We start from the raw sequence: 26826 nt of genomic DNA on the forward strand, positions 1-26826 counted from the left end.
CAACTCCCAACCCAAAATGAATTTCCAGACGTCAGGTTACACCACCGATCTGCTCGCGACCAAACACACCGCCTTCGTCGCCCGGGTGGTCACGGCGTTGCGGGGGATCGACGTCGCCTGCGACGAACTCGATCCGCGCGACGCCCTGCGCTGTATCCGCGAGGCGATCGGGCAGACCACTGAGCCGCACTGGCGGGCGATCCTGCCCGGTGATCCGGTTGCCCCTCGGTTGCCCGACGGCAAGCCGAAGAAGGGGCAGGTTGATTTCCTGCTGTGGCCCTCGCTGCCATCCCAGCTGCTCGCAGATGATGCCGAGACCGAGGGCATGCGGATCGTCACCATGGGGGCCTACGAATGGACCACCGTTGAAATCACGGTCGGTCCCGAGGATGCGCGATCGTTCTCCGAGCTGGTCGCGCGCATGGCCGCCTCGAACATCCCCTGGCGGATGTCGATGTGGGTGGAGGGCGGCGGGGCGATCCTCGCAGGGCTCAAATCGGGCATCGCGACGATGCTGGCGTTCGATCCGACCAACCGCGCGGTGATGCGGGCATTCCAGAACCTCCGCCACCTGAAGGAGACGACCGCCGAGGTGACCGTACGCTGGCGTTGTTCCTTTGCCACCTGGGCACCGCGCGGCGAGCGCGCGATGCTGCGCCGTCAGGCGGCGATACTCGCCCAGCGCGTCCAGGCCTGGGGCAATTGCAATGTCGGGCTGACCGCGGGTGATCCCCTCGAGGCACTCATGGGCAGCGCGCTGGGGCTGGCCTTCGGCTCGACCGCCCCCTCGGGTACCCCGCCGATCTCGCAGGCGCTGAGGATGCTGCCCTGGGGCCGCCCTGCGTCGGCCTGGCGCAAGGGGAGCGTGCTGTTCCGCAGCCCTGACGGGCGGATCGCGCCGTACGATCCCTCTGGCTCCGGGCGCGGTGCCGTCTTCACCCTGATCGTCGCACCGCCGCGCTTCGGCAAATCCACCCTGGCGAATGCAATCAACCTCGGCCTCTGCCTGTCGACCGCATCCCAGGGCCCTCTGGGTGCCAAGCTGCCCTTGATCGGCAAAATCGATATCGGCGATTCCGCGGAGGGCTTCGTGCTGCTGCTGCGCAACGGACTTCCGCCGGAGCGCCAGAACGAGGCGATCTATGTCCGCCTGCGCTTTCGTTCCGGCTATGAATACAACCCCTTCGATCTCCAGTTGGGGTGCCGCCATCCTCTGCCGCTCGAACGATCGTTTCTGATCAATTTCCTGTCGCTGGCGACCTTGTCGCAGGATGCCTCGGTCGGCTTCGAGGGAATGAACCAGTTCATCGGCCTCGTGATCGATGAAGCCTACCGGATGTTTGGCGATGGCGGTGAGAATATCACCCCGAAAGTCTACGTCGCCGGCACCGTGCCGGAAGTCGACGCCTATCTCGCGGCGAACGCCATCCGCATCGAGGCGACCCATCCCTGGTGGTGGGAGATCGTCGATGTGCTCTGCGCCCGCGGTGAATACGCCCTCGCAGCACTCGCCCAGCGCCATGCCGTGCCGATCCTCGAAGACCTAATCAGCGCCGCGCGTGCCGAGCGGATCCGGGGGGATTTCTCCTTCAGGGGCAAGGAAACCAGCGAGACCCTCGCCGAGATGTTCGAGCGCTACATCAAATCCCTGATCCGCGAGATCCCGACCCTCAACAAGGCCACCAGTCTGGATTTCGGGCCGGCCCGGGTGATCGTACTCGATCTGCAAGAGGTCGCGCCCAGCGGCAGCGCGGATGCCGATCGCAAAACCGCGCTGATGTATATGCTGGCGCGCCACATCATCGGGCGGAACTTCTTCCTGCATCCGGATTATCTGGTCCATGTCCCGGATGCGATGAAAGCCTATCACGCGCCGCGGTTCCGTGAATTCAAGGAATCGGTCAAGCGTCTCGATTACGATGAATACCATCGCACCAAGGCCTCGCCCTTCGTGCGCGCCCAGGTGGTTCGCGATCTCCTCGAAGGGGGCAAGCACAATGTCCAGATCGTCGTCGCCTCGCAGAGTATCGAGCATTTTGACGACGATCTGATCCGGAACACCAATGAGCAGATCGTCCTCGGTGCCCGCGACGACAAGGAACGCGAGACCATCATCAAGCGGTTCCAGTTATCGGCGGCCTCTGCTTTCGTACTGCGCAACCGGCTGACCGGTCCCGACCGGAACGGGGGTGGTGCGCCGTTCCTGATGATCGCCGAAGTCGATAACGCCAAATACGAGCAGATGATGGTGAACAGCCTGGGTCCGATCGAACTCTGGGCGCTGAGCACGACGCCGCTGGATGTGCATCTGCGGACCCGCCTCTATTCCATGCTCGGCCCGGCCGAGGCGCGCCGTCGCCTCGCCCTGGTGTTTCCCAAAGGCAGTGCCGAGGGCGAGATCCGTCGCCGGCGTGATGAACGCCTCACGCGGGACGCCGATCAGGCGGCCATCGAGGCCGGCGTCACCGACGAACTGGCACAGGACATTTACGATGGCCGGGGCATCGCGATCATGCTGCGCGGCTTCGACCAGGAACCCGTCAGACCCGCCAGACAAGCCTACCGCGAGGCCGCCGAATGACCGCCCCCAAAGATCGCCTCATCGCCAAACGGATCTGGCGCCCGGAGCCGCAAACCTCGGCGTCGGTCCGGTTCACCATCCGCTCCGCCAGCGCTCTCAGCGCGTGGCTCGATCGGCAATCACAGCTGGCCCACACCGCAAACCAGGCCATGAACATGGCGTTCGAAAGCCTGGCCGTGATCGAACCCGACCCGGACACACGCGCGATGATCCGGCAGATGCGCGGTGATCTCGACGACATGAAACGCCGGCTGGTCACCGCCGAACTCGGCCTCGACGATCTCGAACGAAAGGTTGATCGCCATGGAACATGAACGGGACATTCCCCTTGAACCCTTTACGCCCGGCGCGCCAATGGCGTTCGCGCGCCGTCTCCCCGCAACCACTGCCGTCGGTGGTCAGCCTGCTCCTTCGACGATCAGTGCCGCCCGCGCGGGCGATCTGTTCGATCTGCTGGTCGCCGGTGCCACCACAGGGGGTGCTGCCGCTCTGGCCTGGATAGCCTACAACACGGCTTTCGATGGTCGGTGGCTTCTGCACCTGCCGGATGATCCGTTCAGCCTCGAGCTGCTGGGTCTGATCTTTCTGGCCTTCGGGGGCTTCCGGATCGTCGCCCTGGCCTATGACCGGTCGGAATCCGGCGGCATTATGCGACGAACCCGCGAGATCGAGGGCCGCAAAATCCGGTCGTGCGGCAACCCGGATGATCTGCGGTCATGATCTCGATCTGTCCGCAATCCGGCCCGGCCCCGGTGATCAGTTTCCTCGATAAGGCGCGGGTCACGCTCGGGATCAATGTCTATTATCTCGCGAGCAAGCCGGTGCTGCGGGCTATCAAGGCAGACGTGCGGCGCGGTGTGAAAACCTATGTCATCGTGGATGGCGAACCCTATGGGATATCTCGCTCGCTGGTATCGCGTGAGATGGCGAATCTCCGGGCCACCGGCGCGCATGTTCATGTCGCGCCGAGACGCTTCGAGGGCAGGTACCGGTTCGATCATGCCAAATACGCGGTCAGCCATGGCGAGGTGCTGATCGGCTCGGCGAACTGGGACGCAGCAGCGTTCCACCATGACCGTGACTATATCGACCGCACCGCCAGCCCGGCTCTGGTGGCGGCGCTGGAGCGGATCTTCCGGGCAGATTGGTATAATCGGTCAGCCGGTGATCGGGGCCGGAGTGGCGCGCCCACCCTGGTCGTCTCTCCCGGTTCTGAACCCACGCTCGCCCGTGTGATCGACCAGCCCGGCCATGTGGATATCGAAGCCGAGGAACTCGGCGACGATCCCGTCATAATCCGGGCGATCGAGGCCAAGGGCGCCGATGCGCGGATCATCTTTCCGATGACACTCGCTCCATCGGATCGTGATCGGGTCGCGTCGTTGCAGCGCCACGGCGTGCAGGTCGAATTTCTGCCGAAACACCCGGTTTATCTGCACGCCAAGATGATCGTTGGGCCGCAGGCCGGGTTTATTGGCTCGCAGAATTTCTCGCGGACCAGTCTCAACGCCAATCGTGAGATCGGGATCATGCTGTATTCCGGCCCGGACCGTGCCGCCTTGCGGCGGCAGTTCGAGATCGATTGGCACGACGCCGATCATCTGCATCAGCCGACATGAGGAAAGGCACGGCCATGAACGATCATTTCCATGATGAACCCGCGCATCTGCGCCTCCCGTCTGCCCCGAAAACCGGACAAGGTATGGAGCCGCTCCTGAGCCGGATCTTCCTCGGGATCAGCGTGGCGCTGATCCCTGCGATATGTTTCGATCTGCCCGGCCTGCTGCTCGGGGAGGCGGGGGAGACGAGATCGATCCTGCTCATGATCGTCGCCGTGACCGCGGCCGTGGTCGCCCTGTTCCAGGCCTGGCGCGCGCGTCTGCGTCGGGCGGCCGACCGGCCGGCGGGTCTCCTGAAATCGATTGCCGCCGAAGGCGACATCATCGCCATGGTGCCCGTGCGTGATCTCGCCGCGCTCGACCTCGTGCTGATCGACAATCCGACGCTCGCCGTCGAGCAGGCCCTCAATCTGTTCAAGGTCATGGTGCGTCTTCTCTCCAGTATCTTCGTCGTCGCGCCGCTCGCGCTGGCCTGGGAGATGCTGTTCCTGTTTGCTTTCGGCGGGTTGAAGATGCCCTTGCTTCACGCGGCGGTCACCGGATCGCAGATCATCCGGATCGGTGACCTGGCGCGCAGCCTGATAGCGTTCGACGCGCTCGTCGTCTCCTTCGGCGCCGTGATCATGCTGGTCGCGGGCAAGCAGCCGAGCCGCCGGTTCGGGTTCCGCAACATCTATCGGGACCGGCGGGATGCCTATCTGCGCGAGCAGTTTTCCGTATCGGACGACGAAGCGATCACGATTTCGATCGCCTCACCCCGGTTCACCCCCGTCCACCAGAGGTCGTTTTGAGCACCCCGGCCGGCGGGGTCACCGCTCCGGCGCGGGGGCACCGCAGCCCTCCCGCCGCTCTCGTTTATCTACCAACGGAGATTTCCATGAAACAGTTCCGGACCAACCGCCTATCCCCATCGCTCCTATGGCATAATCTGGGACCGCAATGATCGGATCGGGGGACATCATGTCATCGGTGCGCACCGATCAGACAGCCGTCGCCGGCGTTGGGGCCGGCGCAGGGGCAGCGGCGGGGGCAGAGACGGCGAATTTCGCGGCGCGTTTCCGCAAGGCGATAGACCTCGCCCTGCCCCCCGATCGCCGGTTCGTCCGGAACCTGTCGCGGATGATGGGCAAACGCGGTCTCGATCGGTATCGCGCTGTGGCAAGCGGAGAGGCGACGCTTTCACCCTCCGAGACCGATGCGTTTGCCGCGATGCTGGGTGTTTCGTCCAGGTGGCTGGGGTCAGGGCAAGGTCATCCGTTCGTCGTCGGCACCTTGCCGCTGGGAGATGAACCGATCAGCCTCCTTGCGATCCTGGCCGGTCTTCGTAACAGCTGCAGATGGGGTCCAGTCCAGTCCATCATCTTTGTCGCCTGCGCCTATCCAGCCTATGGCAGTGTCCTGATCATCTGCGAATACGAGGGCACCGCGCTCAATCCGCACCGTTACAGCGTTATCAGAACCACCACCCCTCTGGACGCTCCGCAGGATGGCGCCTGGACTTGGCAGCCGGGAGCATTGCTCCTCAACATGGCCTTCCTGTCGCGCCTGCATGTCCGGCGCGGTGGCGTTCCCGGTCAGGGAATGATGAGCATCATCGTCTCCGATGACACCTATGACGCCTTGTCCGGTGGGACGGCTCATATCCGTGAGCTCCCGCTCCTCGTCGGTGATTCGACCTGGCATCTCGATTTGCTGGACCAGCAGCGTCTGCAAGATCCCGCTCTGGTGTTCGAGCATTTTCAATACTGGCAGGATTTTGGGAACTGGACCTTCAACCATCTCGCCAAAAGCCCGGCGTTGAAATCGTGTCTGGATGGCTATCTGCGCGGCGATCATCCGGATTTCGATCAGGCGGACGCCTTACTCGATTCCGGTCCGGGACCCGCCAGCACCCTGACCCGCACACCCTATCTGCAACGCCATCCCGAGGCAGCGCGGTCCGAACCCCCGCCCTCCGGCCTGCTGAATTAGCCCTACGATGGACCGCCCCCCTGAAAGACCACTTCCTCTCCTTGCCGATCTGACGGCCGCACAATCTGACGCGGCCCATCAGGACGGACCGGTTCTGGTGCTGGCCGGCGCCGGGACCGGCAAGACCAAGACACTGACGGCCGCAATCGCGCGCCGGATCGGCGCGGGAGTCGCCCCGTCACGGATTCTCGCCGTGACGTTCACGAACAAGGCGGCACGCGGGATGATAGAACGGATTGCTGCCGCCCTGGGCGAGAGCGACCAACCCGGATGGGTCGGCACATTCCATGGACTGGGCGCGCGTCAGCTCCGGATCGAACCCGAAGTGGCGGGTTTGCGACCGGGCTTCGATATTCTCGACGCCGATGATAGTCGCCGCCTGCTCAAAAGGGTTGTGAAGTCGATGCAGATCGACGCCGCGATCGATGAGGGCATGGCCACGTCGCGGGATCCGATCAAGCTGATGGCCAAGCGGATCGAGACCTTCAAGGATAATCTCATCGCGCCGGAAGACGCGGCGTTGCGGGTGGAGGGACTGATCGGGGCGGCCACCCGTGAACGCCGGCCGATCGATGCCGCGGGGTTCCGCGCGGCGGTTCCGGTCTATGCCGAATATCAACGTCGCCTGCGCGAAGCCAACGCGGCGGATTTCGGGGATCTGCTGCTATGGCCGACCCTGACCATGCAGCGCGATGAAACCTATCGGCTGCGCTGGGCCGGGCGGTTCGATTGCGTGCTCGCGGACGAATATCAGGACGTGTGCTACGTCCAGTACGCGTGGCTGCGCCTGCTCTCGGCAGATCACCGCCAGCTGTTCTGCGTGGGCGATGACGATCAGGCGATCTATTCCTGGCGGGGCAGCGATCTCGCCTATCTGCGCCGGTTTCTCAGGGAGTATCCCGACGGCAGATTGATCCGGCTGGAGGAGAATTTTCGCTCGACAGCCCACATCCTCGATGCCGCGAACGCCGTCATCGCCCATGACGCCGAGCGGATGGGCAAGACATTGTTCACCCGCAAGCCCGCCGGTGACCTGATCGAAATCCTCCGTTTTCCTGACGCGGGTGCGGAGGCGAACGGGATCGCCGATGAAATCCAGCGCCGTCACGGCGAGGGGATCGGCTGGGATGACATGGCGATCCTGTATCGGAGCAATTTCCTCTCGCGCGGCTTTGAGGAGGCGATGATGCGCCGTCGTATCCCCTATGTGCTGGTGGGTGACGTCGGTTTCTATCAGCGGGCCGAGGTCAAGGACGGGCTGGCGTTCCTGCGCATCGCGACGACACCGGACGATGTCCAATCCGATGAAGCCTTCCGCCGGGTGATCAACACCCCGCCGCGCGGCTTCGGTCCGAAAGCCCTCGATGAGTTGGAAGCCGAGGCTTCGTTCCGGCAATCCTCGCTGTTTCGGGCGATCGAGACGGCGGATCTGCCGACGAAGTGCCGCAGCGCCGGCCTCCATTTCATCGACCTGATCCGGGCCGCCGGGCGGGACACCCAAGCGAGTGTCGCCGATCAGATCTCCACTTTACTCGATCAGACGGGCTACCGGGCGATGTTGCGGGCCAGCCGGGCGGAGACGACGGAGGATCGGCTGGAGAATTTGCAGGAGCTCCTCGAAATCGCGGCGGGATTTCATACGGCGCGGGACCTGCTCGATCACGCGGCGCTGGCAACCTCCGGACCCGGCGAGGATCGGGTCGATCGGGTCAAGATGATGACCCTGCACAAAGCCAAGGGGCTGGAGTTTCCGCATGTGTTTCTGCCAGGCTGGGAGGCGGGCGCGTTCCCGCCGCCCTATGGCGACGTCGCCGAGGAGCGCCGGCTCGCCTATGTCGCGCTGACGCGCGGCATGCGTCGGGTCACGGTCTCGCATTGCGAGTACCGGCGCGGGTACGAAGCGCCGTCGCTCTACGTCGACGATATTCCAGCCGCGCATAAAGTGGCAGGTTGGCTTTGGGCGGACGATCGGTCGGGCCGGAGAAATCGCGGGGAACCTGTTCTGACCCAAATGAGCGATGCCGAGATGCTCGATCGCCACATGGGTCTCTGAGTCGTCATCACGAAATATGGCAGACGTTATCTCGATGAAGAACGCACCGAATATCACCGGGTGCAGTTCTCGTCATGTCAATTGCGATGAGGGAGACCGCTGGACAATGGCTGGGGCTACGGCATCGAGGTCAAATCACTCGGCGAGCGCGAGTTTGCAATCCAGGTTTACCGCGATTTCGGTAAGGGTTCGAGCTGATCCAAACGATGGACGAGCAGCGACCAAAGCGGAATGATGCTCACAACAGGGCTGTCGGTCACCGATCCTTCATTTTCCAGCAAGCCTGCTTTGGTTTGGTTTCGCCGCGATACGGTGCTCCTCCTTTGCAGCATTCCCCAGCGTTTCCATCCCCATAATACTTAAGCTTCCCGCCGTCGCCATTCCGTCCTCGTTCACCTGATATATGCCAATTCGGTATGGGAAATAGGAATTCTAAAGGCATTAATACCAAAGTGAAGTTGGGCTATCTCTGGCGGCAAGGCAGGGAACCCCTGCATCGTTTGATCAAGGAGAGACTACAATGCGTAAATTAGCCCTTCTGGCCTCTGTTCTGAGTATTGTCGGCGCGTTCGCCCCGGTGGCAGCTAACGCTGCTGTCGGCACGTCGATCTACCAGCCTGGGCCGATCATCGTCCACGCGCCGTCAGGCAAAGCAACGGTCCGAAATGCGAAGCTGGCAGAGGGCCGCACGGCCCATGCCAACCAGCTGAAGGCGATCCAGAACATCCGCGTTGCGGTTTGAGCGGCCGCTGCCATCGTTCAGCCCCACGCCGAACGATGGCAGCGCCCCATAGATCCCGCTATCAGGGCTTTGTGCCAAGGCCAGACTGGCCGTGGTCGCCGCACTCGTCGCGACCCTCGACATAGCAGTTCCGACGTATGGGCAAGAATCGCCAATTTCTTCCCCCCCCCCAGCCAACTCGAGCGGCAAATTAATAATACCGACGGTAGTTACGCTCTGGCGCGTCGATATCAAGTGTTCGCTAAACTCCATGCCATTGAGAACAAACTTTAAAATCGGGCGATACATTCGAGGATGGTTCGACCGCGCTCATCAGCAAGATGTACAGCAGGGCGCTTGCGCGCCATTCATCTGGATAGGTGGACACGAAACTGTTCCAAACGAACAGAACACACAACAATCTCCGCGGTTTGGCCGCAGCAGCCTACCGCAGCCCTTGCAGTCGTAGAAAAACTGGCAGGCGTCTGTCGGCATCGTCTCAGTAGCCGTGAAGCCACAGTCCGGGCAGGTTATAGTCGACTCAGCGATTATCGAGGTTTCAGGCATACAGATAGCCTATGGTCAGCAGCACTAGGCCGGCGATCAAGGCAGCAATCGTGAGACCACGCACAATGGGACTAGAGCATATCGCATCTGTTGTGGTGCAGACTGCCGTCTGGCGGCGCCACAGGAGTACCGCCCCCGAAGCAAGGGATATTGCGCCTGCCCATAGGAGGAGGGACCGGTGAGGGGCAGCCAGCAGGGCAATGCCGGTCAGCCAAGCCGAGCTGATACCAATGGTCGCCAACATGAAGGGCAGGCCGCAACAGGATGCTACACCAAATGCCGCGAGCGTACCGCCTACGGTCAGCAGTGTTGCACTCGTATCGCGAAGCGGTTGGCCGTTCGTCTCTGGCTCAGTCTTGGTTGAGATCATATCCACGCTCCTTGCTGTGATACCAGCTCCGTCCTACAGTCTGTAGTAACTACAGACTCAAGATAAATTTGGAGGCGTGTCTCATGGTCGCCGGTAACATGCTCATCGGGGAGTTCTCGCAACGAACAGGCTGCGCCATCGAGACAATCCGCTTTTACGAAAAAGTGGGCGTGCTGCCTGAAGCGCAGCGGCGCGGCCGCTACCGTCAATATTCGGCGAGCGATGTCGGACGTCTGATTTTTGTGCGTCGAGCCCGTGAGTTGGGTTTCACCCTCGAGGGAGTTCGCGCGTTGCTGGGATTATCAGCTCTGGGCAGTGAAGCGTGCGGCGAGGTCCGGATCCTGGCAGCCACGCATCTAGCGGATGTTCGGACAAGAATTGCCGACCTACGTTCGATGGAGAGCATTCTTGCCCAGGCGGTCGAGCAATGCGACGCTGGGCTGAAGGCGACATGCCCTCTGATCGATGTGCTCTCTGCAGAGACCGCCCAACGCAAGATTTAGCCTACCAGCCGTCACAGTGGCCGGACACGATCGGGTCCACAGGATACCCGGCCACTGGGTAATTCGGTTCCATAATCGTTATCCCACGACGGTGCCATGATGGCCGCGACCCGCTATAAAGGCTCCGCGGTTCGATCGAAACTGGCCGCTGAACCCTCACCCAGGATTGCCATGATGGATCGCCGTACCCTTACCGCCGTTCTAGGCACCATCATCTCCGGGCTGTTCGGGCTTGTCGGGCTCGATCGGCGGAGCGCATTGGCCGCGCCAGCCAAGACCGGCATGGGGGGCATGGACGGCATGATGTCCGGTGGGATGGGCGGCATGATGGCGGATCACAACATGATGGGCCCAATGAAACTCGGCATGGAGTTATTCGAACGGCATGCTGAGATTCACCGCACTACCGAGTACCTGCCCGATGGTATCATCGATGCCACCGTTTCCGCCAATCCAGAAACTGCCCGCATTATTCAGGCTCACGTCATCGAAATGTATAACCGAATGGCCGCCAATCGCCCCTTCAATTACATGATGAGTCCAAGCGCCTCGACCATGCTGCAAAACCCCACCCGCTATCGGCGCTCGTACCGTTTATTACCGACGGGCATCGAGGTGACTGAAACCTCGGATGACCCCGAAATGGTCAAGGTTATCTATGCCCACGCCAAGGAGCTCGACCGCTTCGCTGCAGAGGGCATGCCGGCTATGATGCGGGGAATGATGGGCAAGAGGATGTAGGTTCGATTGAGTCCAGCATCAAAACTGCACCATCCCATGCCCTTGGTGCTCTTACCATAGCGCGCCAAATAGCCCCTCTTGCCGGGATCGAGCTTATCGTGCTCCCCGGGGACATGGTGAATCATCATGCCGGCCCCCTTGTTGATCTCGTGCGCCGTGTCGAATTCGGCCGGCTTCGACAGTTGGGTAATATCGTCCGTTTGCAGAATGAACGCGGCCTCATGGCGCATGGATTTAGCAAGACCGATTGCTTTGGTCAGCGTGCCCGGCACGTCAGGATAAGCGGCGCTTTAAAGCCAATATAACTGTCGCTTATTTGCAAAAAACTGAAGCGCGACGTAGCGCCAGACGCGTCCCCGATCATCGCCAATGTAGTGGGCACGCCACCAGCGAAGGTCCAAACCAATCCAGCTCCGATCCAGGTCGCACATTCCATGACCTTCCGACGCGAGGGAAGGACCGACGTTGGAGCCTCAATCTCGATGGTCATGACGTTCTCCAGGGTTGTTGATATCCCAAAGACCACCACTGACCGCGAAATATTCCCTTCACGGTACAACACGAAAACGCTACCGGGCCATCGTCGCATTCACTCTGACACCAGATCGACCAAGTATGTCCCGCTGGCCCAAATCAGGGCGACTTGAAGGGGCATTTCTCGACACAGACATATCAGACACGGACGCGGGTCGATGTTTTTGTTTTGTTCACTTTTGGCCCACCTGAGTGCACGTACGCGTCGCGCCGCTATATGAAGGACATACGTCCAGAGGTGACAGAAAGCGGATTATGATTTCTCATTGGGTTCAGAGCGTGGTGGATTTTGCTCGGGCACATACGCTCTTGGCGTATGGTCTGGCCTTCCTCCTAACCGGCGCAGAAGCATTTCCAATTGTTGGGGCTCTTGTACCCGGCACCGCCGTGATCATCGCATTGGGTGCTCTTGTACCTGCCGGCGCGTTGCGTTTCTGGCCGCTCGTGGCATTTGCGACCACTGGTGCTATTGCGGGCGATGGGTTCTCATACTGGCTCGGGCATCGCTACAAATTAGAGGCAGCCAACCACTGGCCGCTGAGGGGCCATCCGAGCCTGATTGAGCGTGGAGAAGCCTTTTTCCGCCGGTATGGCGGCAAAGCGATCCTGGTTGCCCGATTCACGCCAGGCGTTCGTGCCGTCGTTCCGCTTGTGGCCGGGATCACCGGAATGCCAGCGGTCCGATTCTATACGCTGAACATCATATCAGCGGTTCTATGGGCGCCGGCTCACGTCGTAATGGGGGTATTGATCGGGGCCTCTCTGACAATTCTGGGAGCTGTCGCCGGACGACTCGAAGCTCTGATTGTCGGTTTCTTCGTCGTATTACTCCTCATCATATGGCTCACCCCACGCGCAATCGGTTGGCTTGTGCGGCTGATGAATCATCTGAGAGGACCGGCGCTAACTTGGGCACGGTCACGCGATAGCTGGTTTCGGCGAAAAATTGTCTCACTGCTCGACCCGGATACCACTGAAATTCCCGGGCTTGTGGCCTTGGGTGGTGTCCTGATCGGCAGTACGTGGCTTTTTTTCGGCGTTATGCAGGACTTAATATCGGGTGACCCGTTAGTTCGGGCGGATCGCTCGCTACTGCATCTGCTCTTATCGATGCATGTCGGTTGGGTGACCCAACTCGCTGCAGCGGTGACCGAAATCGGTAGCGGCACGGGCGCGCTTGCTGCTACGGGTGCAGCTCTGATCTGGCTAGGCAGGCGGAAGGCTTGGCGGGCAATGGTGTATACGGTGAGCACCATATTGGGCGCGGTCCTATTTTCAGCTGGTTTAAACCTCCTTCTGGGCCATTCGAAATCGTTGCTCCTGAACACAGGACAGCGAACATCAATCCTTCCGGGGATCCACTTGGCGGCGTTCGCCGCACTTTTGGGTTTTCTAACGATTGTGATGTGTCGCGAGTTAACAACGCGCTACCGCGTCCTCATCTCGATCATCACGATCACATTCCTGGTCGCATTGGCGTTTTCACGGCTCTATTTGGGGACTGAGTACCTCTCCATTACCTTGGAAAGTATCGCTTTTGGCGCCGCATGGGCGACGCTCCTGAGCATCGCATACCTCGCCCGCAAGGCGGAGGTCGTTCGTCCGGTTGGACTTGGTTGCACAACGGCCATCGTTTTTGTCGTGGTAGGTATGGTCAACATTCGCGTGTTCCACGATACCGACATGCGGCGTTTTTCCCTACAAACCCAGACACAAACGATGTCTCTGACACAGTGGCGGCACGGCGGCTGGACTCACTTGCCGCGGCGCAGACTGGCGTTGTTCGGTGAGTTCGACCAACCTTTTACGGTCCAATGGGTGGGTAGCACCGCAGCGATCCGATCGGAGCTGCATGCTCATGGCTGGACATTGGCACCGCAATGGACCTTCAAATCGATGCTGCAGTTTCTGGCGCCCCACGTGAATCTTGCTTTGCTTCCGGTGTTGCCTCGACTTGCCAGTGGCCGAACCGACGGACTCGTTATGGTTCGGCCATCCGGCGCGGCGAGATCAGGGAACCGCATCGTACTTCGTCTCTGGCGGTCGAATATAGACATTTCGCAGCCCGATGGAAAAATCTCCTGGCTCTGGGATGGCACAATAGTCGTCGAGCACGTTCAACGGCTTTTTTCGACATTGAATACACCAGTCGATACGCACAACCTGAATAAACCTCTGCGCCAACTTGCCTCAGCGATTCCGGAGAGTCTGATCGTTCGGCGCTCGTATACATCAACCACATGGCGATGGAACGGAGACACGCTGCTCGGATCGTCAAATCATCACTAGCGAAGTGCATGGTGAACAATATCCGCCGAACCATGCTGAATCCGCCATTAACGACTTTGTCGGATCCGGAGATGCAGCTTTCCGTCGATGAAAGCTGTGCAACATGATGTCGCATTATCCACCGTTGCTAGCCACTTTGGTAAGGCCAAGGGTTTACGCGAAGGCGTGACTCAGACCCTGGTTCGACCCCTTGCTTTTTTGATACGGTCAGGATTAACCCATCAGTCACACAGCCTATGTCAAGTTCTTACTATGTCCTTTTTTTGTTCTCAAAGTTTACACTAGCGATCACGCTTCTGCAGCGGTTACCGCATCCTAATAGTTTCCTGATTTAATTGGGAAATAATGCGACGATCATGGCTCATGGTCGCAATTGACCGTGCCCGACGACTCCGAAGATAGCATAACCACACCCAACCAGCGCGACCGCAGCGCCAATCTGAACCAGTGGCGTGGCGATCTCCTGATCTTCAAGGAGAATGTTCTCCCGAAAGCCGGCGTCGCAACCTGACCGACAGGTTTAATTTTCCCGATTGCGTGATCGCTCAAAAAATCAGTTCGCACTGGCGATACGGTTTCGCACCGTGGTCTTCGAAGGGAGACCACCATGCGCGTTTTTCACCATTCGGCTATCGCTTCGGGTCTGCTCGCGGCGGCCCTGCTTGCCGGTTGCGCGACCGGCTCGGTTCCGAAAGTCGCTTCGGATGTCGTGACACCCGGCATGCCGAACCTCCAGACGGCGCTCAACAATGCAATCTTGCGCACCGACCAGTCGGTCGATCAGCTCGATGGCGAACCGGTGATGACCCTGGCCTCGGCGCGATTGCCAGAGGCTCTGCCCGACGAACTCGAACAACGCATCCGCTGGAATTACGAGGGTAATCTCGGCCCCGCGGTCCACGCGCTCGGCAGGCTGATCAACTACCATGTGCTGATCCATCATCCGAAAGGTGTCGCCCCGGTTCTGGTCTCGGTTCACGCCGACCAGATCCCCGTCTCGACGGTGATCCGCACGCTCGGCATCGAGGCCGGGTCGCGTGCGACGGTCACCGTCATTCCCGCCGAACAGACGATCGACGTGCGGTATCCGCGACCTGATGCGGTGGCCGCCGCGTCGGGCCAGCCGTGAGGAGGGTGTCATGGCGCGCAAATGTCGTCGGCTCCGGTCCCCCCGCCGCTCGTCACCCCGGCTCCGTCTGCCGGTTCGGATGATCCAGATCACCGATCCGATGAGTGATTTTCTGTCCGATCTCGTCTCCGGCGCGCGCCGGCGCGCGTTGCTTTTCCGTCTCGGCATCACCGACCCCTTGCCACCCGAATTGTTCAATTCCCGAGGAGACTATCGATGAGTCGCGTTCTACCCATGGCCGTGCTGCCGGTCGCCCTGTTGCTGGCACCGGCGGCTTACGCAGCACAGGCGCTGTTCCCCCAGATCGGTATTTCGGACAGTCCCGGCGCGATCGCGCGGAGCCTGCACGATAACGCCAATCCGCTCAACAATCCGGTCGCCGGGGCGCGGATCAACGGCATCCTGACAGGAGGACAGGCTCCACCCTCTCTCAATGAACTCCAGGCACTCCGGCCACTGACGGGTAAGCACAAGGCGATCTCGCCGATGCGACGCGAGGCACTCCGGCAGAACGCGCTCAGCTACGGTGCTCAGGGCGGTCTGGCTGCGGAAAGCTATGCCATCAATCTGATGTTGGTGAATTATCAGGCCGATCTCGATCGCACGTTCGATTTCGGGAAGCTGATGGTCAATGTGAGCAATGGGCAAACCCTGTTGCGTCCACCGATCGTCACCGAGGCGCAAATGGCCTTTGCGCTCGCGCCCGGTGGTCAGATCGCCAAGCAGACCGATCAGGTCTACGAGATCACCCAGCAGGCACAGCTTGCCTCCGCGCCGCCCAACTGGCGCACCTATCTGGTCCGAACCTGGGCGAAGCCGACACCCCCGCCGAGCGCGATCAGGCCGCGCACGCGACTGGAAGTCGAATACTGGCACAAATGGGTGGCCGAAGGCTGGGCGCTGGGCGAGGCCCAGGGTGCCCAGATCTTCCTCGACGATCTGAGCCGTCTCGAGAACAATTATATCGGGATGGTCCGCTACCAGGTGCTCCTGCGCGCCGGCCTCGTGGAATCCCCCGATCTGGTCTTTCATCACGAGGCGGTCTCCGGTGGGCGCAACCGCATGCTGATCGGCAACGACGTCATCCGGATCACCAATCAGCCGGGCCTCGATCCCAACGCCGCGAACTGGCGTTCGGTCGATGTCCCGCGTGGCGGGCCGATCGGCCAGCCACCTTCACGCTGAGGGGGGTGTGCTCATGGTCAGCAGAGGTCCAGACAATCGTCCGATTGATGACTATCGGAAATTCCACCGCCCCATCCTGATCGATCCGTCCGACAATTTCGATCGACCTGTTGCGGTGCAGGAGTTTCTCCGCCGTGCCGTGCAGGAAGGTGTCAGCGAATTGTTCTTCGGCGATCAGCGACCGGTCGTCGCGAAGATCGACTGGGAATTTTGCACGACGACGCACCACCTGCTCACCCCCCACGATCTGAAGGGTCTCCGGAAATTCCTGTTTGGCGATCACACCCAACCCGCCAGCCCCCATCGGCACTGGCATAAGATCGGCCGGGTGCATCTGAAGGACAGGGAATATCTGCGCTATGAGGTCACCGAGACCGAGATCCATGACGCATCGGAACTCCGCGGCCATGAGATCGTCCTGCGTCTCCTGCCCAATGTTCTGCCTGACATTCATTTCTATGAACTCGATCGAGAACTGTGGGATCATCTGCCGCGGAGTGGTCTTGTGCTGGTCAGCGGCGGCATCGACAGCGACGCGACGGGCCTGATCGCAGCCCTTGTCCGTTGGGTTGTGGAAGACCGCAGCGTCGAGCACCGAGCCGTCATCTACGGGTTGACGGATTATTCGTTCACCCAGGAAATCCGGCCGATCGAATGGGAAAAATCCTCGATCCTGCAGATCGAGACACCGCCAGGCGAACCTCTGAACCGGGCGATGGTGCAGGCGACTTCGATTGGCGCGGACGTTGTGGCGATCGGTGCATGCCGTGATCCCGCGACGATGGAAATCGCGCTGGCGCTCGCGGCGGAGGGCAAGCGGGTGTTCGTGGGCGTCAACGCCAGTGGCGTGATGAATACAGTGGCGCGGGTTCTGGCGCTGCTGAGCCGGGGGCAGGGGGAGGATTACGCCCCTGGCCTACCTGAACTCGCGCTGAAGCTGCGCACGATCATTTCGCAGAAGATGGTCCGCAACCAGCAGGGATCGATCTCGGCGCTTCAGGAATACCAGATCGTTGGTCCTACGCTCCGCGAAGCCCTGCTTCAGACTGCGCCAAGCGGCTGGTTGCTGCCTTTCCTGAAGAGTTTCGAGGAGGAAGGCGAGAGTTTTGCGGCCTGCGCCAGCGTTGCTCGCAACGCCGGTGTGATCAGCCCGGAGGTGTTTCGTCGCGTCGTCGCCGAAACAACCGCGCCCATCATTCCCCGTCGTCCCCGGAAATCGAAGCCATGAGAGGAATCCTGATCTCATCGATTTTGCATCACCGCCTCGACTCGCTCCCGATCCAGGTGGTCGGCGTACTCATACAAGGATATCCACAATGAAAACCCATGATACGGCATCCTGCCCGCCATCCTCTGTTCAAGAGTTGCGGTCCTCGCCCCTGAGCGATCACGCGAGACTCGCGTTGGCGACACTTGCGACACAAGCCTCGCCCGCGGATCGTCCGGGTGACTGGTGTGACCGAGGTATCATCGCCCGGTTCGGGAGCGATGCTGTCAGCGAACTGGTTGATGCCGGTCTCGTCCAGCGTGGCGGTGTCCCCGATCCGCTCCCCGCCGAAATCGAGACTTCCTGCCGGGCGACTATGGTGCGGCATTACGAGATCTGTGCTCGGGAGGAGGGCTTCGGCAGGCCGCTTTATCCGGCTGGTGGAGATATCGTTCTGGTGACACGGGCAGGTTGGGCAACCTTGGCGCTGTTGGGAGATGAACAGCCGCTGGATGATCCGGCCAGGCTTATGGAAGCGCCGGCGTCCGGCGCGGATCAACATGCGGACAAGAACGCGGACGATGCGGCGCTCAATGATTATCGGTCCTGCCTGTCCTCCCCTTGGGACAAGAGTGCCGGTCCTCCCGTTGACTTAAACTATGCCGAACCGGGGCATGGGAGGGGATTTCTTGCGCCGGATGATCCTCTTCAACATCGCTACATCCTGGGGTCCACCGCAGAGGCAGGCCGCCTCATCGGAACCATCGCCAAGGGGGATCGTCATGGTTGAACCCAACCGTCACGAGCTTCGGATCGTTCCTGCTTCCGAAGCCCCGCCAGATGCCCTCTCGGTGAAGCACGCGCTTGACACGGATCTCGTATTCGAGCCGATGCCACCGCGGATGTACGAGGCGGACTGGAACCGCTTCATGGTCTGGGCGGCCGATCGCAACGTCTCGGATATCAGGTTGCAACCTTTCGCGCCGGCGTTCGTCCAGCGCTACGGTCGGTTGCGGCCGGCAACCCCGCGCGATCTCACCATCCCCGAGGTCGAAACCGCCACCAACCTGTTTTACGGCGCGGATGGCATGGCCCGGCTCAAACAGGGCATGGATTTCGACGTCAGCTTCAAGGCGCGACCAGAGCGGAATCGTTCGATCCGGTTTCGGGTCAATGCGACCGGTTGCGAGACCCATGGTGTCGTCACGGTCTCGATCGTCGCCCGCGTCCTGCCCGAACGGGCACCCGACCTGTCCAGCCTCGCCCTCGAACCCGAAATCCTCGCCGCTTATCGGGTCAGCAAAGGGGTGGTTATCGTCAGCGGCGGCACCGAGAACGGTAAATCGACCCTGTTGGCCGCAATGATCCGCGCCATGCTGCTCGACCTCAACGCCGATCTCTCGATCCTCGAATACGCCTCGCCGATCGAGTTCGTCTATGACGATGTGCGCGGTGCGTCCGCATTGATCAGCCCGGCCGAAATCCCGCGCGACGTCCCCAGTTTTGCCGCGGGCGCCCGCAACGCCAAGCGGCGCAACCCCAAGGTCGCCGTGCTCGGCGAGATCCGTGATGCCGAAACCATGGTGGTGATGTCACAGATGGCGATCTCGGGCACCGCGATCTACGGCACCATGCACGCGGGGTCGGTCGAGGAAACCACCCAGATCGCGGTCAGCCTGTGCCCGGTCAATGAACGCAATGCGGTCGCCGTCCAGCTGGGTCAGTCGCTGCGGTTGATCATCAATCAACGTCTGGTTCCCTCGGTGGATGGCAAACGCACCGCGTTGCGGGAGTTCCTCGTCTTCGACAAGCCCCTGAACCATCGGCTGGTCAGCGCCTCGCCCGATGACTGGCCGCTGATTTGCCGCGAAGCGCTGCGAACCCAGGGGCAGAGTTTCTCGGTCGCAACCGACCGCGCGCTCGCCCAGGGGCGTATCTCCGAAGAAACCGCGTTTTATTTCAAAAAGGAGTTTGGTGATGTGGCGTGACACGATGAAGCCGCTGCGGCTGTTCATTATCGATGCCTGGGCCTTGGTCCCCGCCCTGATCTTCCTGCTCTACTGGTCATTCACCACGCTGGTGATCGCGCTGGTCGGCATCATCTTCTTCGGCGTGATCGGCTGGTTCGGGGTCAATATCGTCGCGACCATGCGGATCCTGCGACGCTGGCTGGTCGGGCCGCTGCGTCCGGCGGTTCCGCGCGACCGCAAACGGCGTTTCGTGTGAGCGGGGAGGTCGCCATGAAATCTCCACCCCCATCCGAAACCCTCACCGTCGTGGCTGGTTCCGGGCAGGCCCGATCTGCGATCGCCCTCCTGAGCACAGCGTTTTCCCGGTTGTTCGTCATGGGCCGGCGACCGGTCCTGCTGCGCGATCTCGACAGTTGGCAACCGACCGTAATCTCGCCGTTCCTCGCCTCTCACGCCAAAGGCCTTCTGCCGCTGTTCGTGCTGGCCGGGAATGCGGTGTGGGCCGATCTCGGGGAAACACCGTTCCCGGTCCGGATGCAGGATTGCCGGCGTGCGCTGGCGGGCATCGAACTGGTCTCGATCGTCGCGCCGGACGGTAATCTGACGCCGTTGATGCTTGCGATGATGGAAGCGATCAGCCAGGTGGCCGATCAGACCGGCATTCTCGTCAATGACCTCGGCCCGTTGATCGAGCGCGCCCCCGGCGCGGAATTGGATGGTGCCACACTCGCGATGGTGCCGCAGCCCAAACCGGCGCTCGCGTCATGAGCAGGCGGGGCGCGTTCAGCAGCGCGGTCGGCGTGCTGATGGGATTGAGCGCCATCTCGTCCGTCCCGCAAGCATGGGCAGGGCCTTATCACGACGCGACCCGGCCGGTGCCGATCGCTGCGACACCGCAGGCCGCGGATCATACGATCAGATCCTGCATCGACGCCGCGGCAGGTTTGTATCATCTGCCGCCCGCCCTGTTCATGATCCTCCTTCATGTCGAAGGAGGGCGTCCGGGTTTCGTCAGCTTCAATACCAACGGCACCGTCGATATCGGCCCGATGCAGATCAACCAGATCTGGTTGCCGACACTGGCGCGTCACTGGCATGCAACGACACGGGCGACCTTCCGGGCGATCCGGGATAATTTCTGCGCCAATGTCGCGGCGGGTGGCTGGATCCTGGCACGCTCGATCCACGATGCCGATGGCCATCTCTGGCAGGGGGTGGCGTATTACCATTCCCGCACCCCGCGCTATCAATCGGCCTACCTGCGGGCCGTCCTGCGCGAGGTTGAGCGACTCGAAGCCGAAGTCGGTCACGCCCCCTCGTCACCGGGGCACCGATCATGAGCGGCAACGTCCGCCAGCAGCAGGCGGCTGTCGAAAGTGTCGTCCTGTCGCTGGCGTTCATACTTGTCGCCCTCGTGTTCGTCCTCGGCTTCGCCTGGCTGAAGGCCCACACGGCGATCTCGCGTGCCGTGCTGGAGTTCATGGCATTCCAGATCCTGCATTTCGACTGGACACCCGCGACGCACGCGCACGCGCTGGCCGACGAGATCAGGACGATCCCGGCATCCTCCCTGTCCATCGTCGGATTGTTCCGGGTGGTCGGTGCGGTCTCGGCGCTGTTCGCTGTCCCATTGTCGATCTTTGTGACGGTACTCGGGATCATTCTGGTGATCTTTGCCCCGGCAAGCCGCTACGCGACACCGCTCGACCTCGATGGCCTGATCAAGGCGCAGGCGCCGGTGTTCCGCTCGATCGCCGCCTATCTGCCGCGCCGCCTCGTACCGGTCGCCCCGAACCTGCCGGCACCACGACCCGCCGATCCGGCGTTGCATCTTGGCGAGTGGCTCGCCTGCCACGCCTTGGGCGAGACGGGAGTGTTTCAGCAGGATCAGGCGGTTGCAGCGCTCGAGGCACAGCTGGGCGATTCATGGAGCGGCATCGATCGGGCTCCCGCCTCGGCACGCATGATGATCGCCGTCTGCGGATTGCACGCGTGCCGCCGGCGCAAGGAGGCCACCGCATTACTCGGGCTCGTATCGGAGAGTCTGGCGGTCAATGCCGCACAGGAAGGCGGTACGGGGCCAGAGCACCCCCTCGTGCTGTCGTCCACCATCATGCAGGCGGTCGACCGGATCCTCTCCGAAACCCCGGTCCGCTCCGAAGTCGAACCCGTGCTGCGTCAGCATGGCTTCGTGACCACCGCCGTGATGGGATTGTTGAATTTCGCGCGGGCACGCGCCGGACTGCTTCCGCCGGCGCAGTTCAATTTCCTGAAACTGATCGACCGGAACCTCTGGTACGCGCTGCAATCGCTCGGCTTTCCTGTCTCGGAGACCGAGGACGGGCCGTTTCCCAATCCGAAGATCGAGGCGCTCGGGGCGCGGGCGCATTGGCAGACCGAACGCGCCGAGCGTGTCGCCCTGGTCCTGCCGCATATCGAAATGGCGATCGATCTCGTGGTCGGGCGGGTCGACGCAGCAAGCACCAGGCAACAGCCGCTGAAGGATCTCAGATGAACATCACGATCTCTCATGATGGTGGAGCCATCATTCTCAGGATTGAACCGCTCGCCGGCGATCCGCCGGTGACGATCGCGGGACTGGCGTCGCTTGGGAGTGCCGATACGGCCAGACCGACGCTCCATACCTCGACCGTCTCCCGCTTCTCCTCCTCCTGGTGGCAGTCGCGACCCGTGCGCCTGCTGACCCTCGGCGTCGTACTGGTGGCGTTCATCCAGGTCGGGATGGTGGTGTCGGGGGCCTCGCGCACCGCGGTACAGCCGCCTGTGGCGATGGCGCCGATGTCCCTCTCGGGTGGTGCATCATCGGGCGGCAAGCAGAGACCGGCCACGGCGAAACACCGGATCGTGCCGCCGGTAGCCGCGATCGACGATGCGCTGGCCAATGGCGCGAAGCCGATCGGCACGGTTCATCAACCCACGATCGCCCCGGGAACGGCGGCCGCGCAAGCGCGCTTTGGGCTCGACCCATGATCCCGCGCGAAGTCAAAGGCCCGGAAGCCAATACCGAACGGGCCGGGCCACAGCTGACCCGCGACATCCGCCCCGGATCGGTGCGGTTTCTCCAGGCGCTGCAGACCCCGCTCAGCGGGTTTCTCCTGATCGCGGGTGGAGTCGGATCGTTCTTCGCGCCGGTGATCCTCGATCCGGTCGTGGTGCTGGCGGTCATCATCGCGACCTACGTGCTGACGCGCCCGACCATCCTGCCGATGCGCCTGCCGAGCTACGCCCGCGGGCGCGATCGCAACCATCCGTCACCACGCGACCGCTCGCCCCAGAAACCGGCGGGGATTTTCTATCTCGGGGCGGATTTTCGGACCGGGCAACAGATCTGGCTCACCAACGAGGATTGCCGTCAGCATGGCGTGGTGCCCGGCACCACCGGCGCAGGGAAGACCTACACCCTGGTCAGCATGGTCGCGAATTCCCTCATCCACGGCAGCGGGTTCATCTTCGTCGACGGCAAGGCGGATAACAGCCTGTACGCCATGCTCTATTCCCAGGCCCGCCGTTTCAACCGCGAGGATGACGTGGTGGCGCTGAATTTTCTGGTCGCCAGCGGCAACCGCGATACCAACACCTTCAACCCGTTCGCCTCGTGCAACGCCGACGTGCTGCGCGAATTGCTGGTCAGCCAGATCGAGCGTAACCCGCAGGGTGGGGCCAACGATCCGAACGGTGTCTTCCTCTCGCGCGCGGTCGCTCTGCTCGGTGCCCTGGCCCCCGTGCTGGTATGGCTGCGCGACAACCGCAACATCCCGATCGATATCGAGAAGATCCGCCTCGCCACCGAATTGCGCTCGGTCATCGCACTCGCGCTGCACTCGAAATACCGTCTGCGCGATCCCGAGGCCGGCACCTTCACCGAGATCGATCTCAAGGAGGAACCGGCGATCCCGCCCGCCTATCTATTCCCCCTGCAAGCCTATCTGGGTGAGACCGGCGGGTTCGATGTCGGCAGTTTCGGCAAGGACAGTTCCGCCGCAAAGATCGAGGAGGCGTTGCGGCGGAGCGATGAACCGGCCCGGCAGCACTCGTTCGCCGTGATGCACTTCTCCCAGACCTTCACCCAGATGGCGGTATCGCTCGGTCACATCTTCAAGGTCGAGAGCAGCGATATCGACATGCGCGACATCGTGCTCAATCGCCGGATTCTGGCGGTCAATCTCCCGACCCTGGAGAACTCAGGCGAAAGTACCGCGGCTTTGGGCAAGATCGTCGTCGCGACATTGCGCAACATGATGGCGCAGACGCTGGGGGCCGATCTCGAGGGAAATTTCGACGACATCATCGCGAACAACGCGGCCGAGTCCGCGACGCCGTTCCCGGTGATCTTCGATGAGGTCGGCTACTATGCCGTGACCTCGATGGACAAGATGATGGCGATGGGGCGCAAGCTCGGCCTGTTCTTCCTGCTCGGGTTTCAGGAGATCGTGGCGCTCAAGGTCAGGATGGGGGAATCAGCGCTATCCATGCTCGGCAACGCCAATCTCCAGATCATCACCCGTCTGCAGGAGGGATCCGAGACGAGGAGTTATATCGAGAAGACCGCCGGCGACACCTACGTCACCCAGGCCAGCCGTTTCGATGCGACCGGATTGGGCGGCTATTCGGAAGGGATGCAGGCCGAGGTCCGCCAGGTCTCACGGGTCGATTGGCAGGATGTCCGGGGATTGATCGAGGGTGAGGCGATCATGCTCTACGGGCGCTTTCGGGTCTATGCCAAGACGTTCGATGCTGAGCCGAAGGCGCAGGGGGCCTTGCGGATCAACCGCCCGCTCGCCCTGCTGCCCGCCGCTAAGCAGTCGGGCGTAACCCGCGACGGCTGGGTCCAGGCGGCGCTCACGGCCCTGCAGGACGATCGACCGGTTGCCGCAGAACCGGGTGGTCCGTTCGAGGCGATCATCCGATCCCTGGAGCCGGCGATCAAGGCGGTGATGGTGAAAACCGGGTCGGGCGAGCTGGTAGGCGAGGCGGGCGATACCGCCATCGGCGATGCGATCACCGCGGCTCTTGCCGATCTTGATCCGGACATGCGCGCACCCGGCATCTACTATCAGGCGTTCCAGGTGTTCCCGCGCATGCCTGACGATGAAAAGGAGGGCGATGAACGGAAGCGCCCCCGCTATGATCTCAAACGCTTCATGCTCCAACGGTCCGTCATCCACCGCGATGATGCCAAAACCGCCGAAGGTAAACCGGTCGATGGCGCTGCATCCGATCAGCTGTCGTTACCGGCAGGCCGCAATCTCATGACGCTCATTCCCGATGAAGAACTACGCATCCAAGCCGCGTTGGGTGGGATTTCGGTTCGGGATTATCTCATCAGTCTGGACTATCTGATCGAGACCTTCCGCCAGGCGATCCCACCGTCCGGATCGACGGAACAGGGCGATGCTGTCGCGATGGCAGCGCCACCGATACCACCGACACAACACCGCGCAACAACGGACGATCCGGCGGCTTCGGACGCTCGTGAGGCAGGGCAGGGGGAGGCAGGGCAGGGTGTGCAGGACGCAGCTGCGCCTGGTCAGGATGCCCCGGTCGGATCGCCGGTGTTGAATGGCGGAACTGGCGAGGATCAAAGCAAACCGGCACCGGACGATGCCACCGCCACCCAGCGACGGTTCAGCCCGGGACGATAAGCGGGAAGCGGGAGTTGCATGGATGGTCCGCCTTACGCGATCGAGCACGCTGTAATCTGCGACATCGTGCCCGACTCAAGCGGTATCTCATCCTGCCGGACGCCCCTGCGACTGGTGCTATCGCTGTGATCACGGTGCGTCCAGTAACCGCCTCGGCAGGTTTGGGGTGGTCCCCGGCGGGATGGGTGGTGCGATCAACATCCCACACGATCGGGGCATCGGTCTGGATGATCCGGGTGAGTTGCCAATCAGGCACTTTGAAAATAAATCTTTCTTCAGGGACGGAAAATGGAGCGTATGGGAATGTTCGTCATCCGAGTCAGTCTCATGGGGCTCGTCGTGGCCATGCTGACCTCGGCATCGGGTGAAGCGGCGCTTCCTGCCCAACCAATCCCCCGTGCCGTCTATGTCGGCGTCCAGTTGTTCCGGAAATACGATCAGACCGGCGGCATGGCTCAGGTCGTACAGGCCGTGAATGGATGCTATCGCGTGATGGCACCATCCCCCGGGCTGACGCTTGGCAAGATCGAGTGTCTGGGTGAGGATTCCGCCGCCTATGAGATGTCGATCGCGATGACCCGGGTTCATGGTTTCCCGCCACTCCCGTTTTACACCCAGGCACAGTTCTTTGGCCGAACCCTCACCGTTCTCAGAAACGCGGGCATCCACCCGTCCTCTGAACGAAAACATCTGATGTCGAGCATTCTCCTGATGAGCGGTCAGGATTATCGTGAGATCGCGGGGCCGGTGGCTCAGTGAGCGGCCCAGCAATGAAGATCGGGCTTTCGGTAAAGTAATGCAAAAAGGTAAATCGCCGAAACTGGTAACTCTGCGGAGATCTTTCGTCGCGGGCCACATACTGTGGACCGAAGATGAACTTCATACGCCGATCGTCGGCGAGGATCGCAATCTGGGCGGCAATCTCCTCGGGTATGAACCGCACGGGCCGGACCTGCCACTTCTCTTTGATTTGCTGGTGCCGTGTGTATTCTTTGACTTGAAACGATTTGTGGTTCGTCGCGCCGGGTTCAAATGTGAGGTGTGTGGCAGGACTAATTTTCATCGGCCATTCGATCGGTGGGTCTATGACAAACGGCGGAAAATACGAACGCTGCGTCGGCTGATGTGCCTTTGTAAGCAGTGTCACATTGCGAGCCTACGCAAGTTCGACCGGCCGCTTCATCCTCTGGATCCGAGAGATTATCAGATGCGGACCTTCCGGGGCATCACCCATGAACAACTCGAGATCTATGCGGCGGAACAAAAAAAGCTCCATGAGAGTCTGGAGAAGATCAAATGGAAGTCTGATCTCTCGATCCTGACCCAACGCGCCTATGTGGGTTTACCTGAACCCGATGACCGGTTGATCCTTAACTATCCAGATCCGCCGATAAAGCCGCCGGCCGATCGCATAGTCGTTCGTTTTAAGACTCGGGAAGTCAACTCGCCCTATCGCCCTTTTAGGTCCTTTACAACAGAGGAACCGGCGATGGCCGAAGCAAAGAAATTATGGCCTCTGATCGGGGAATATACGTCGAAACAGATCTCGGAGATCACGGGCATCGATTTGTTTCGACTGCATCATACTCTGGGATCGCGGCGGGTGGCTGCAGGTGTCGTACCCATTCCGAAAGCGACAAAGCTGGCGGATGAAGGCAAGGACAAAAAGCGCCGGCGCAGGAAGGCCAAGAAGAAAAACAAAAATTCTTGACCGAAATGTTTT

Annotated in this window: 27 protein-coding genes; 25 read left to right on the forward strand and 2 right to left on the reverse strand. The window is 61.4% G+C overall.

From position 1 onward, the window contains the following. Positions 1–16 precede the first annotated feature (16 nt). The 8 genes from SIL87_RS00125 to SIL87_RS00160 all read left to right on the forward strand — a co-directional run bounded on the left by SIL87_RS00125 (position 17) and on the right by SIL87_RS00160 (position 8966). Positions 17–2581: an ATP-binding protein gene (locus SIL87_RS00125; protein WP_319612317.1), complete on the forward strand. Its 2565-nt coding sequence runs from the start codon at positions 17–19 to the stop codon at positions 2579–2581. Further along, complete coding sequence (locus SIL87_RS00130; protein WP_319612318.1) at positions 2578–2895, forward strand: hypothetical protein; 318 nt, start codon at positions 2578–2580, stop codon at positions 2893–2895. Before SIL87_RS00125 ends, SIL87_RS00130 begins: the two co-directional genes overlap by 4 nt. Continuing rightward, positions 2876–3301 carry a hypothetical protein gene (locus tag SIL87_RS00135; protein ID WP_319612319.1) on the forward strand — a complete coding sequence of 142 codons (426 nt, stop codon included), beginning with the start codon at positions 2876–2878 and terminating at the stop codon, positions 3299–3301. Before SIL87_RS00130 ends, SIL87_RS00135 begins: the two co-directional genes overlap by 20 nt. Beyond that, positions 3298–4200, forward strand: coding sequence for a phospholipase D-like domain-containing protein (locus SIL87_RS00140; protein WP_319612320.1), 903 nt, complete (start codon positions 3298–3300; stop codon positions 4198–4200). Before SIL87_RS00135 ends, SIL87_RS00140 begins: the two co-directional genes overlap by 4 nt. A gap of 14 nt (positions 4201–4214) precedes the next feature. Beyond that, a complete protein-coding gene (locus SIL87_RS00145; RefSeq protein WP_319612321.1) occupies positions 4215–4991 on the forward strand; it encodes a hypothetical protein in 777 nt (258 codons plus the stop codon). A 169-nt stretch (positions 4992–5160) separates the two neighbouring features. Then, positions 5161–6171: a hypothetical protein gene (locus SIL87_RS00150; protein ID WP_319612322.1), complete on the forward strand. Its 1011-nt coding sequence runs from the start codon at positions 5161–5163 to the stop codon at positions 6169–6171. 7 nt (positions 6172–6178) lie between these two features. Next, positions 6179–8224 (forward strand): ATP-dependent helicase, encoded by a 2046-nt coding sequence (locus SIL87_RS00155; protein ID WP_319612323.1) that lies wholly within the window; start codon positions 6179–6181, stop codon positions 8222–8224. A gap of 520 nt (positions 8225–8744) precedes the next feature. Further along, a complete protein-coding gene (locus SIL87_RS00160; protein WP_319612324.1) occupies positions 8745–8966 on the forward strand; it encodes a hypothetical protein in 222 nt (73 codons plus the stop codon). Between the two features lie 312 nt (positions 8967–9278). On the opposite strand, the gene SIL87_RS00165 is transcribed toward SIL87_RS00160, so the two are convergent. Both SIL87_RS00165 and SIL87_RS00170 read right to left on the reverse strand, forming a co-directional pair. After that, positions 9279–9512 carry a GDCCVxC domain-containing (seleno)protein gene (locus tag SIL87_RS00165; RefSeq protein ID WP_319612325.1) on the reverse strand — a complete coding sequence of 78 codons (234 nt, stop codon included), beginning with the start codon at positions 9510–9512 and terminating at the stop codon, positions 9279–9281. Then, entirely contained in the window at positions 9505–9882 is a 378-nt protein-coding gene (locus SIL87_RS00170; protein ID WP_319612326.1) for a mercuric transporter MerT family protein, read from the reverse strand. Before SIL87_RS00170 ends, SIL87_RS00165 begins: the two co-directional genes overlap by 8 nt. A gap of 83 nt (positions 9883–9965) precedes the next feature. On the opposite strand from SIL87_RS00170, the gene SIL87_RS00175 reads away from it, so the two are divergent. The 17 genes from SIL87_RS00175 to SIL87_RS00255 all read left to right on the forward strand — a co-directional run bounded on the left by SIL87_RS00175 (position 9966) and on the right by SIL87_RS00255 (position 26814). After that, entirely contained in the window at positions 9966–10385 is a 420-nt protein-coding gene (locus SIL87_RS00175) for a MerR family transcriptional regulator (RefSeq protein WP_319612327.1), read from the forward strand. Positions 10386–10481: 96 nt separating this feature from the next. After that, a complete protein-coding gene (locus SIL87_RS00180) occupies positions 10482–11126 on the forward strand; it encodes a hypothetical protein (protein WP_319612328.1) in 645 nt (214 codons plus the stop codon). Between the two features lie 789 nt (positions 11127–11915). Beyond that, positions 11916–13949 (forward strand): VTT domain-containing protein, encoded by a 2034-nt coding sequence (locus tag SIL87_RS00185; RefSeq protein WP_319612329.1) that lies wholly within the window; start codon positions 11916–11918, stop codon positions 13947–13949. A 607-nt stretch (positions 13950–14556) separates the two neighbouring features. Beyond that, entirely contained in the window at positions 14557–15078 is a 522-nt protein-coding gene (locus SIL87_RS00190; protein ID WP_319612330.1) for a DotD/TraH family lipoprotein, read from the forward strand. A 79-nt stretch (positions 15079–15157) separates the two neighbouring features. After that, positions 15158–15298, forward strand: a complete 141-nt coding sequence (locus tag SIL87_RS00195; RefSeq protein ID WP_319612331.1) for a hypothetical protein — start codon at positions 15158–15160, stop codon at positions 15296–15298. Next, on the forward strand, positions 15295–16263 hold the full coding sequence (locus SIL87_RS00200) for a type IV secretory system conjugative DNA transfer family protein (RefSeq protein WP_319612332.1): 969 nt from the start codon (positions 15295–15297) through the stop codon (positions 16261–16263). Before SIL87_RS00195 ends, SIL87_RS00200 begins: the two co-directional genes overlap by 4 nt. Before the next feature lie 13 nt (positions 16264–16276). Then, on the forward strand, positions 16277–17491 hold the full coding sequence (locus SIL87_RS00205) for an ATPase, T2SS/T4P/T4SS family (RefSeq protein WP_319612333.1): 1215 nt from the start codon (positions 16277–16279) through the stop codon (positions 17489–17491). An 88-nt stretch (positions 17492–17579) separates the two neighbouring features. Next, complete coding sequence (locus SIL87_RS00210; RefSeq protein ID WP_319612334.1) at positions 17580–18260, forward strand: hypothetical protein; 681 nt, start codon at positions 17580–17582, stop codon at positions 18258–18260. Further along, positions 18253–19458 carry a type IV pilus twitching motility protein PilT gene (locus SIL87_RS00215; protein ID WP_319612335.1) on the forward strand — a complete coding sequence of 402 codons (1206 nt, stop codon included), beginning with the start codon at positions 18253–18255 and terminating at the stop codon, positions 19456–19458. Before SIL87_RS00210 ends, SIL87_RS00215 begins: the two co-directional genes overlap by 8 nt. Then, positions 19448–19696 carry an IcmT/TraK family protein gene (icmT, locus tag SIL87_RS00220; RefSeq protein ID WP_319612336.1) on the forward strand — a complete coding sequence of 83 codons (249 nt, stop codon included), beginning with the start codon at positions 19448–19450 and terminating at the stop codon, positions 19694–19696. Before SIL87_RS00215 ends, icmT begins: the two co-directional genes overlap by 11 nt. A gap of 14 nt (positions 19697–19710) precedes the next feature. Continuing rightward, positions 19711–20208 (forward strand): hypothetical protein, encoded by a 498-nt coding sequence (locus tag SIL87_RS00225; protein ID WP_319612337.1) that lies wholly within the window; start codon positions 19711–19713, stop codon positions 20206–20208. Beyond that, the gene (locus tag SIL87_RS00230; protein ID WP_319612338.1) at positions 20205–20780 is read left to right on the forward strand and encodes a lytic transglycosylase domain-containing protein; all 576 of its coding nucleotides are present in this window, start codon (positions 20205–20207) and stop codon (positions 20778–20780) included. The genes SIL87_RS00225 and SIL87_RS00230 overlap by 4 nt, the downstream gene beginning before the upstream one ends. Further along, positions 20777–21955 (forward strand): secretion/conjugation apparatus DotM-related subunit, encoded by a 1179-nt coding sequence (locus SIL87_RS00235; RefSeq protein WP_319612339.1) that lies wholly within the window; start codon positions 20777–20779, stop codon positions 21953–21955. Before SIL87_RS00230 ends, SIL87_RS00235 begins: the two co-directional genes overlap by 4 nt. Then, positions 21952–22431 carry a hypothetical protein gene (locus SIL87_RS00240; protein WP_319612340.1) on the forward strand — a complete coding sequence of 160 codons (480 nt, stop codon included), beginning with the start codon at positions 21952–21954 and terminating at the stop codon, positions 22429–22431. Before SIL87_RS00235 ends, SIL87_RS00240 begins: the two co-directional genes overlap by 4 nt. After that, complete coding sequence (locus SIL87_RS00245; protein WP_319612341.1) at positions 22428–25103, forward strand: type IV secretory system conjugative DNA transfer family protein; 2676 nt, start codon at positions 22428–22430, stop codon at positions 25101–25103. The genes SIL87_RS00240 and SIL87_RS00245 overlap by 4 nt, the downstream gene beginning before the upstream one ends. A gap of 327 nt (positions 25104–25430) precedes the next feature. After that, complete coding sequence (locus tag SIL87_RS00250; RefSeq protein WP_319612342.1) at positions 25431–25862, forward strand: hypothetical protein; 432 nt, start codon at positions 25431–25433, stop codon at positions 25860–25862. Between the two features lie 37 nt (positions 25863–25899). Continuing rightward, on the forward strand, positions 25900–26814 hold the full coding sequence (locus SIL87_RS00255; RefSeq protein WP_319612343.1) for a hypothetical protein: 915 nt from the start codon (positions 25900–25902) through the stop codon (positions 26812–26814). The last annotated feature ends 12 nt before the right edge of the window (positions 26815–26826 follow it).

The sequence above is a fragment of the Acidiphilium acidophilum genome, assembly GCF_033842475.1.
In the GTDB taxonomy this organism is placed as follows: Bacteria; Pseudomonadota; Alphaproteobacteria; order Acetobacterales; family Acetobacteraceae; genus Acidiphilium; species Acidiphilium acidophilum.

What these genes read in the sequence shown, in the direction of transcription:
- SIL87_RS00125 (WP_319612317.1), top strand. Translation starts at nt 17, where the DNA reads ATGAATTTCCAGACGTCAGGTTACACCACCGATCTGCTCGCGACCAAA.
- SIL87_RS00130 (WP_319612318.1), top strand. Translation starts at nt 2,578, where the DNA reads ATGACCGCCCCCAAAGATCGCCTCATCGCCAAACGGATCTGGCGCCCG.
- SIL87_RS00140 (WP_319612320.1), top strand. Translation starts at nt 3,298, where the DNA reads ATGATCTCGATCTGTCCGCAATCCGGCCCGGCCCCGGTGATCAGTTTC.
- SIL87_RS00145 (WP_319612321.1), top strand. Translation starts at nt 4,215, where the DNA reads ATGAACGATCATTTCCATGATGAACCCGCGCATCTGCGCCTCCCGTCT.
- SIL87_RS00150 (WP_319612322.1), top strand. Translation starts at nt 5,161, where the DNA reads ATGTCATCGGTGCGCACCGATCAGACAGCCGTCGCCGGCGTTGGGGCC.
- SIL87_RS00155 (WP_319612323.1), top strand. Translation starts at nt 6,179, where the DNA reads ATGGACCGCCCCCCTGAAAGACCACTTCCTCTCCTTGCCGATCTGACG.
- SIL87_RS00160 (WP_319612324.1), top strand. Translation starts at nt 8,745, where the DNA reads ATGCGTAAATTAGCCCTTCTGGCCTCTGTTCTGAGTATTGTCGGCGCG.
- SIL87_RS00165 (WP_319612325.1), bottom strand. Translation starts at nt 9,512, where the DNA reads ATGCCTGAAACCTCGATAATCGCTGAGTCGACTATAACCTGCCCGGAC.
- SIL87_RS00170 (WP_319612326.1), bottom strand. Translation starts at nt 9,882, where the DNA reads ATGATCTCAACCAAGACTGAGCCAGAGACGAACGGCCAACCGCTTCGC.
- SIL87_RS00175 (WP_319612327.1), top strand. Translation starts at nt 9,966, where the DNA reads ATGGTCGCCGGTAACATGCTCATCGGGGAGTTCTCGCAACGAACAGGC.
- SIL87_RS00180 (WP_319612328.1), top strand. Translation starts at nt 10,482, where the DNA reads ATGATGGCCGCGACCCGCTATAAAGGCTCCGCGGTTCGATCGAAACTG.
- SIL87_RS00185 (WP_319612329.1), top strand. Translation starts at nt 11,916, where the DNA reads ATGATTTCTCATTGGGTTCAGAGCGTGGTGGATTTTGCTCGGGCACAT.
- SIL87_RS00190 (WP_319612330.1), top strand. Translation starts at nt 14,557, where the DNA reads ATGCGCGTTTTTCACCATTCGGCTATCGCTTCGGGTCTGCTCGCGGCG.
- SIL87_RS00195 (WP_319612331.1), top strand. Translation starts at nt 15,158, where the DNA reads ATGATCCAGATCACCGATCCGATGAGTGATTTTCTGTCCGATCTCGTC.
- SIL87_RS00200 (WP_319612332.1), top strand. Translation starts at nt 15,295, where the DNA reads ATGAGTCGCGTTCTACCCATGGCCGTGCTGCCGGTCGCCCTGTTGCTG.
- SIL87_RS00205 (WP_319612333.1), top strand. Translation starts at nt 16,277, where the DNA reads ATGGTCAGCAGAGGTCCAGACAATCGTCCGATTGATGACTATCGGAAA.
- SIL87_RS00210 (WP_319612334.1), top strand. Translation starts at nt 17,580, where the DNA reads ATGAAAACCCATGATACGGCATCCTGCCCGCCATCCTCTGTTCAAGAG.
- SIL87_RS00215 (WP_319612335.1), top strand. Translation starts at nt 18,253, where the DNA reads ATGGTTGAACCCAACCGTCACGAGCTTCGGATCGTTCCTGCTTCCGAA.
- icmT (WP_319612336.1), top strand. Translation starts at nt 19,448, where the DNA reads ATGTGGCGTGACACGATGAAGCCGCTGCGGCTGTTCATTATCGATGCC.
- SIL87_RS00225 (WP_319612337.1), top strand. Translation starts at nt 19,711, where the DNA reads ATGAAATCTCCACCCCCATCCGAAACCCTCACCGTCGTGGCTGGTTCC.
- SIL87_RS00230 (WP_319612338.1), top strand. Translation starts at nt 20,205, where the DNA reads ATGAGCAGGCGGGGCGCGTTCAGCAGCGCGGTCGGCGTGCTGATGGGA.
- SIL87_RS00235 (WP_319612339.1), top strand. Translation starts at nt 20,777, where the DNA reads ATGAGCGGCAACGTCCGCCAGCAGCAGGCGGCTGTCGAAAGTGTCGTC.
- SIL87_RS00240 (WP_319612340.1), top strand. Translation starts at nt 21,952, where the DNA reads ATGAACATCACGATCTCTCATGATGGTGGAGCCATCATTCTCAGGATT.
- SIL87_RS00245 (WP_319612341.1), top strand. Translation starts at nt 22,428, where the DNA reads ATGATCCCGCGCGAAGTCAAAGGCCCGGAAGCCAATACCGAACGGGCC.
- SIL87_RS00250 (WP_319612342.1), top strand. Translation starts at nt 25,431, where the DNA reads ATGGGGCTCGTCGTGGCCATGCTGACCTCGGCATCGGGTGAAGCGGCG.
- SIL87_RS00255 (WP_319612343.1), top strand. Translation starts at nt 25,900, where the DNA reads ATGCAAAAAGGTAAATCGCCGAAACTGGTAACTCTGCGGAGATCTTTC.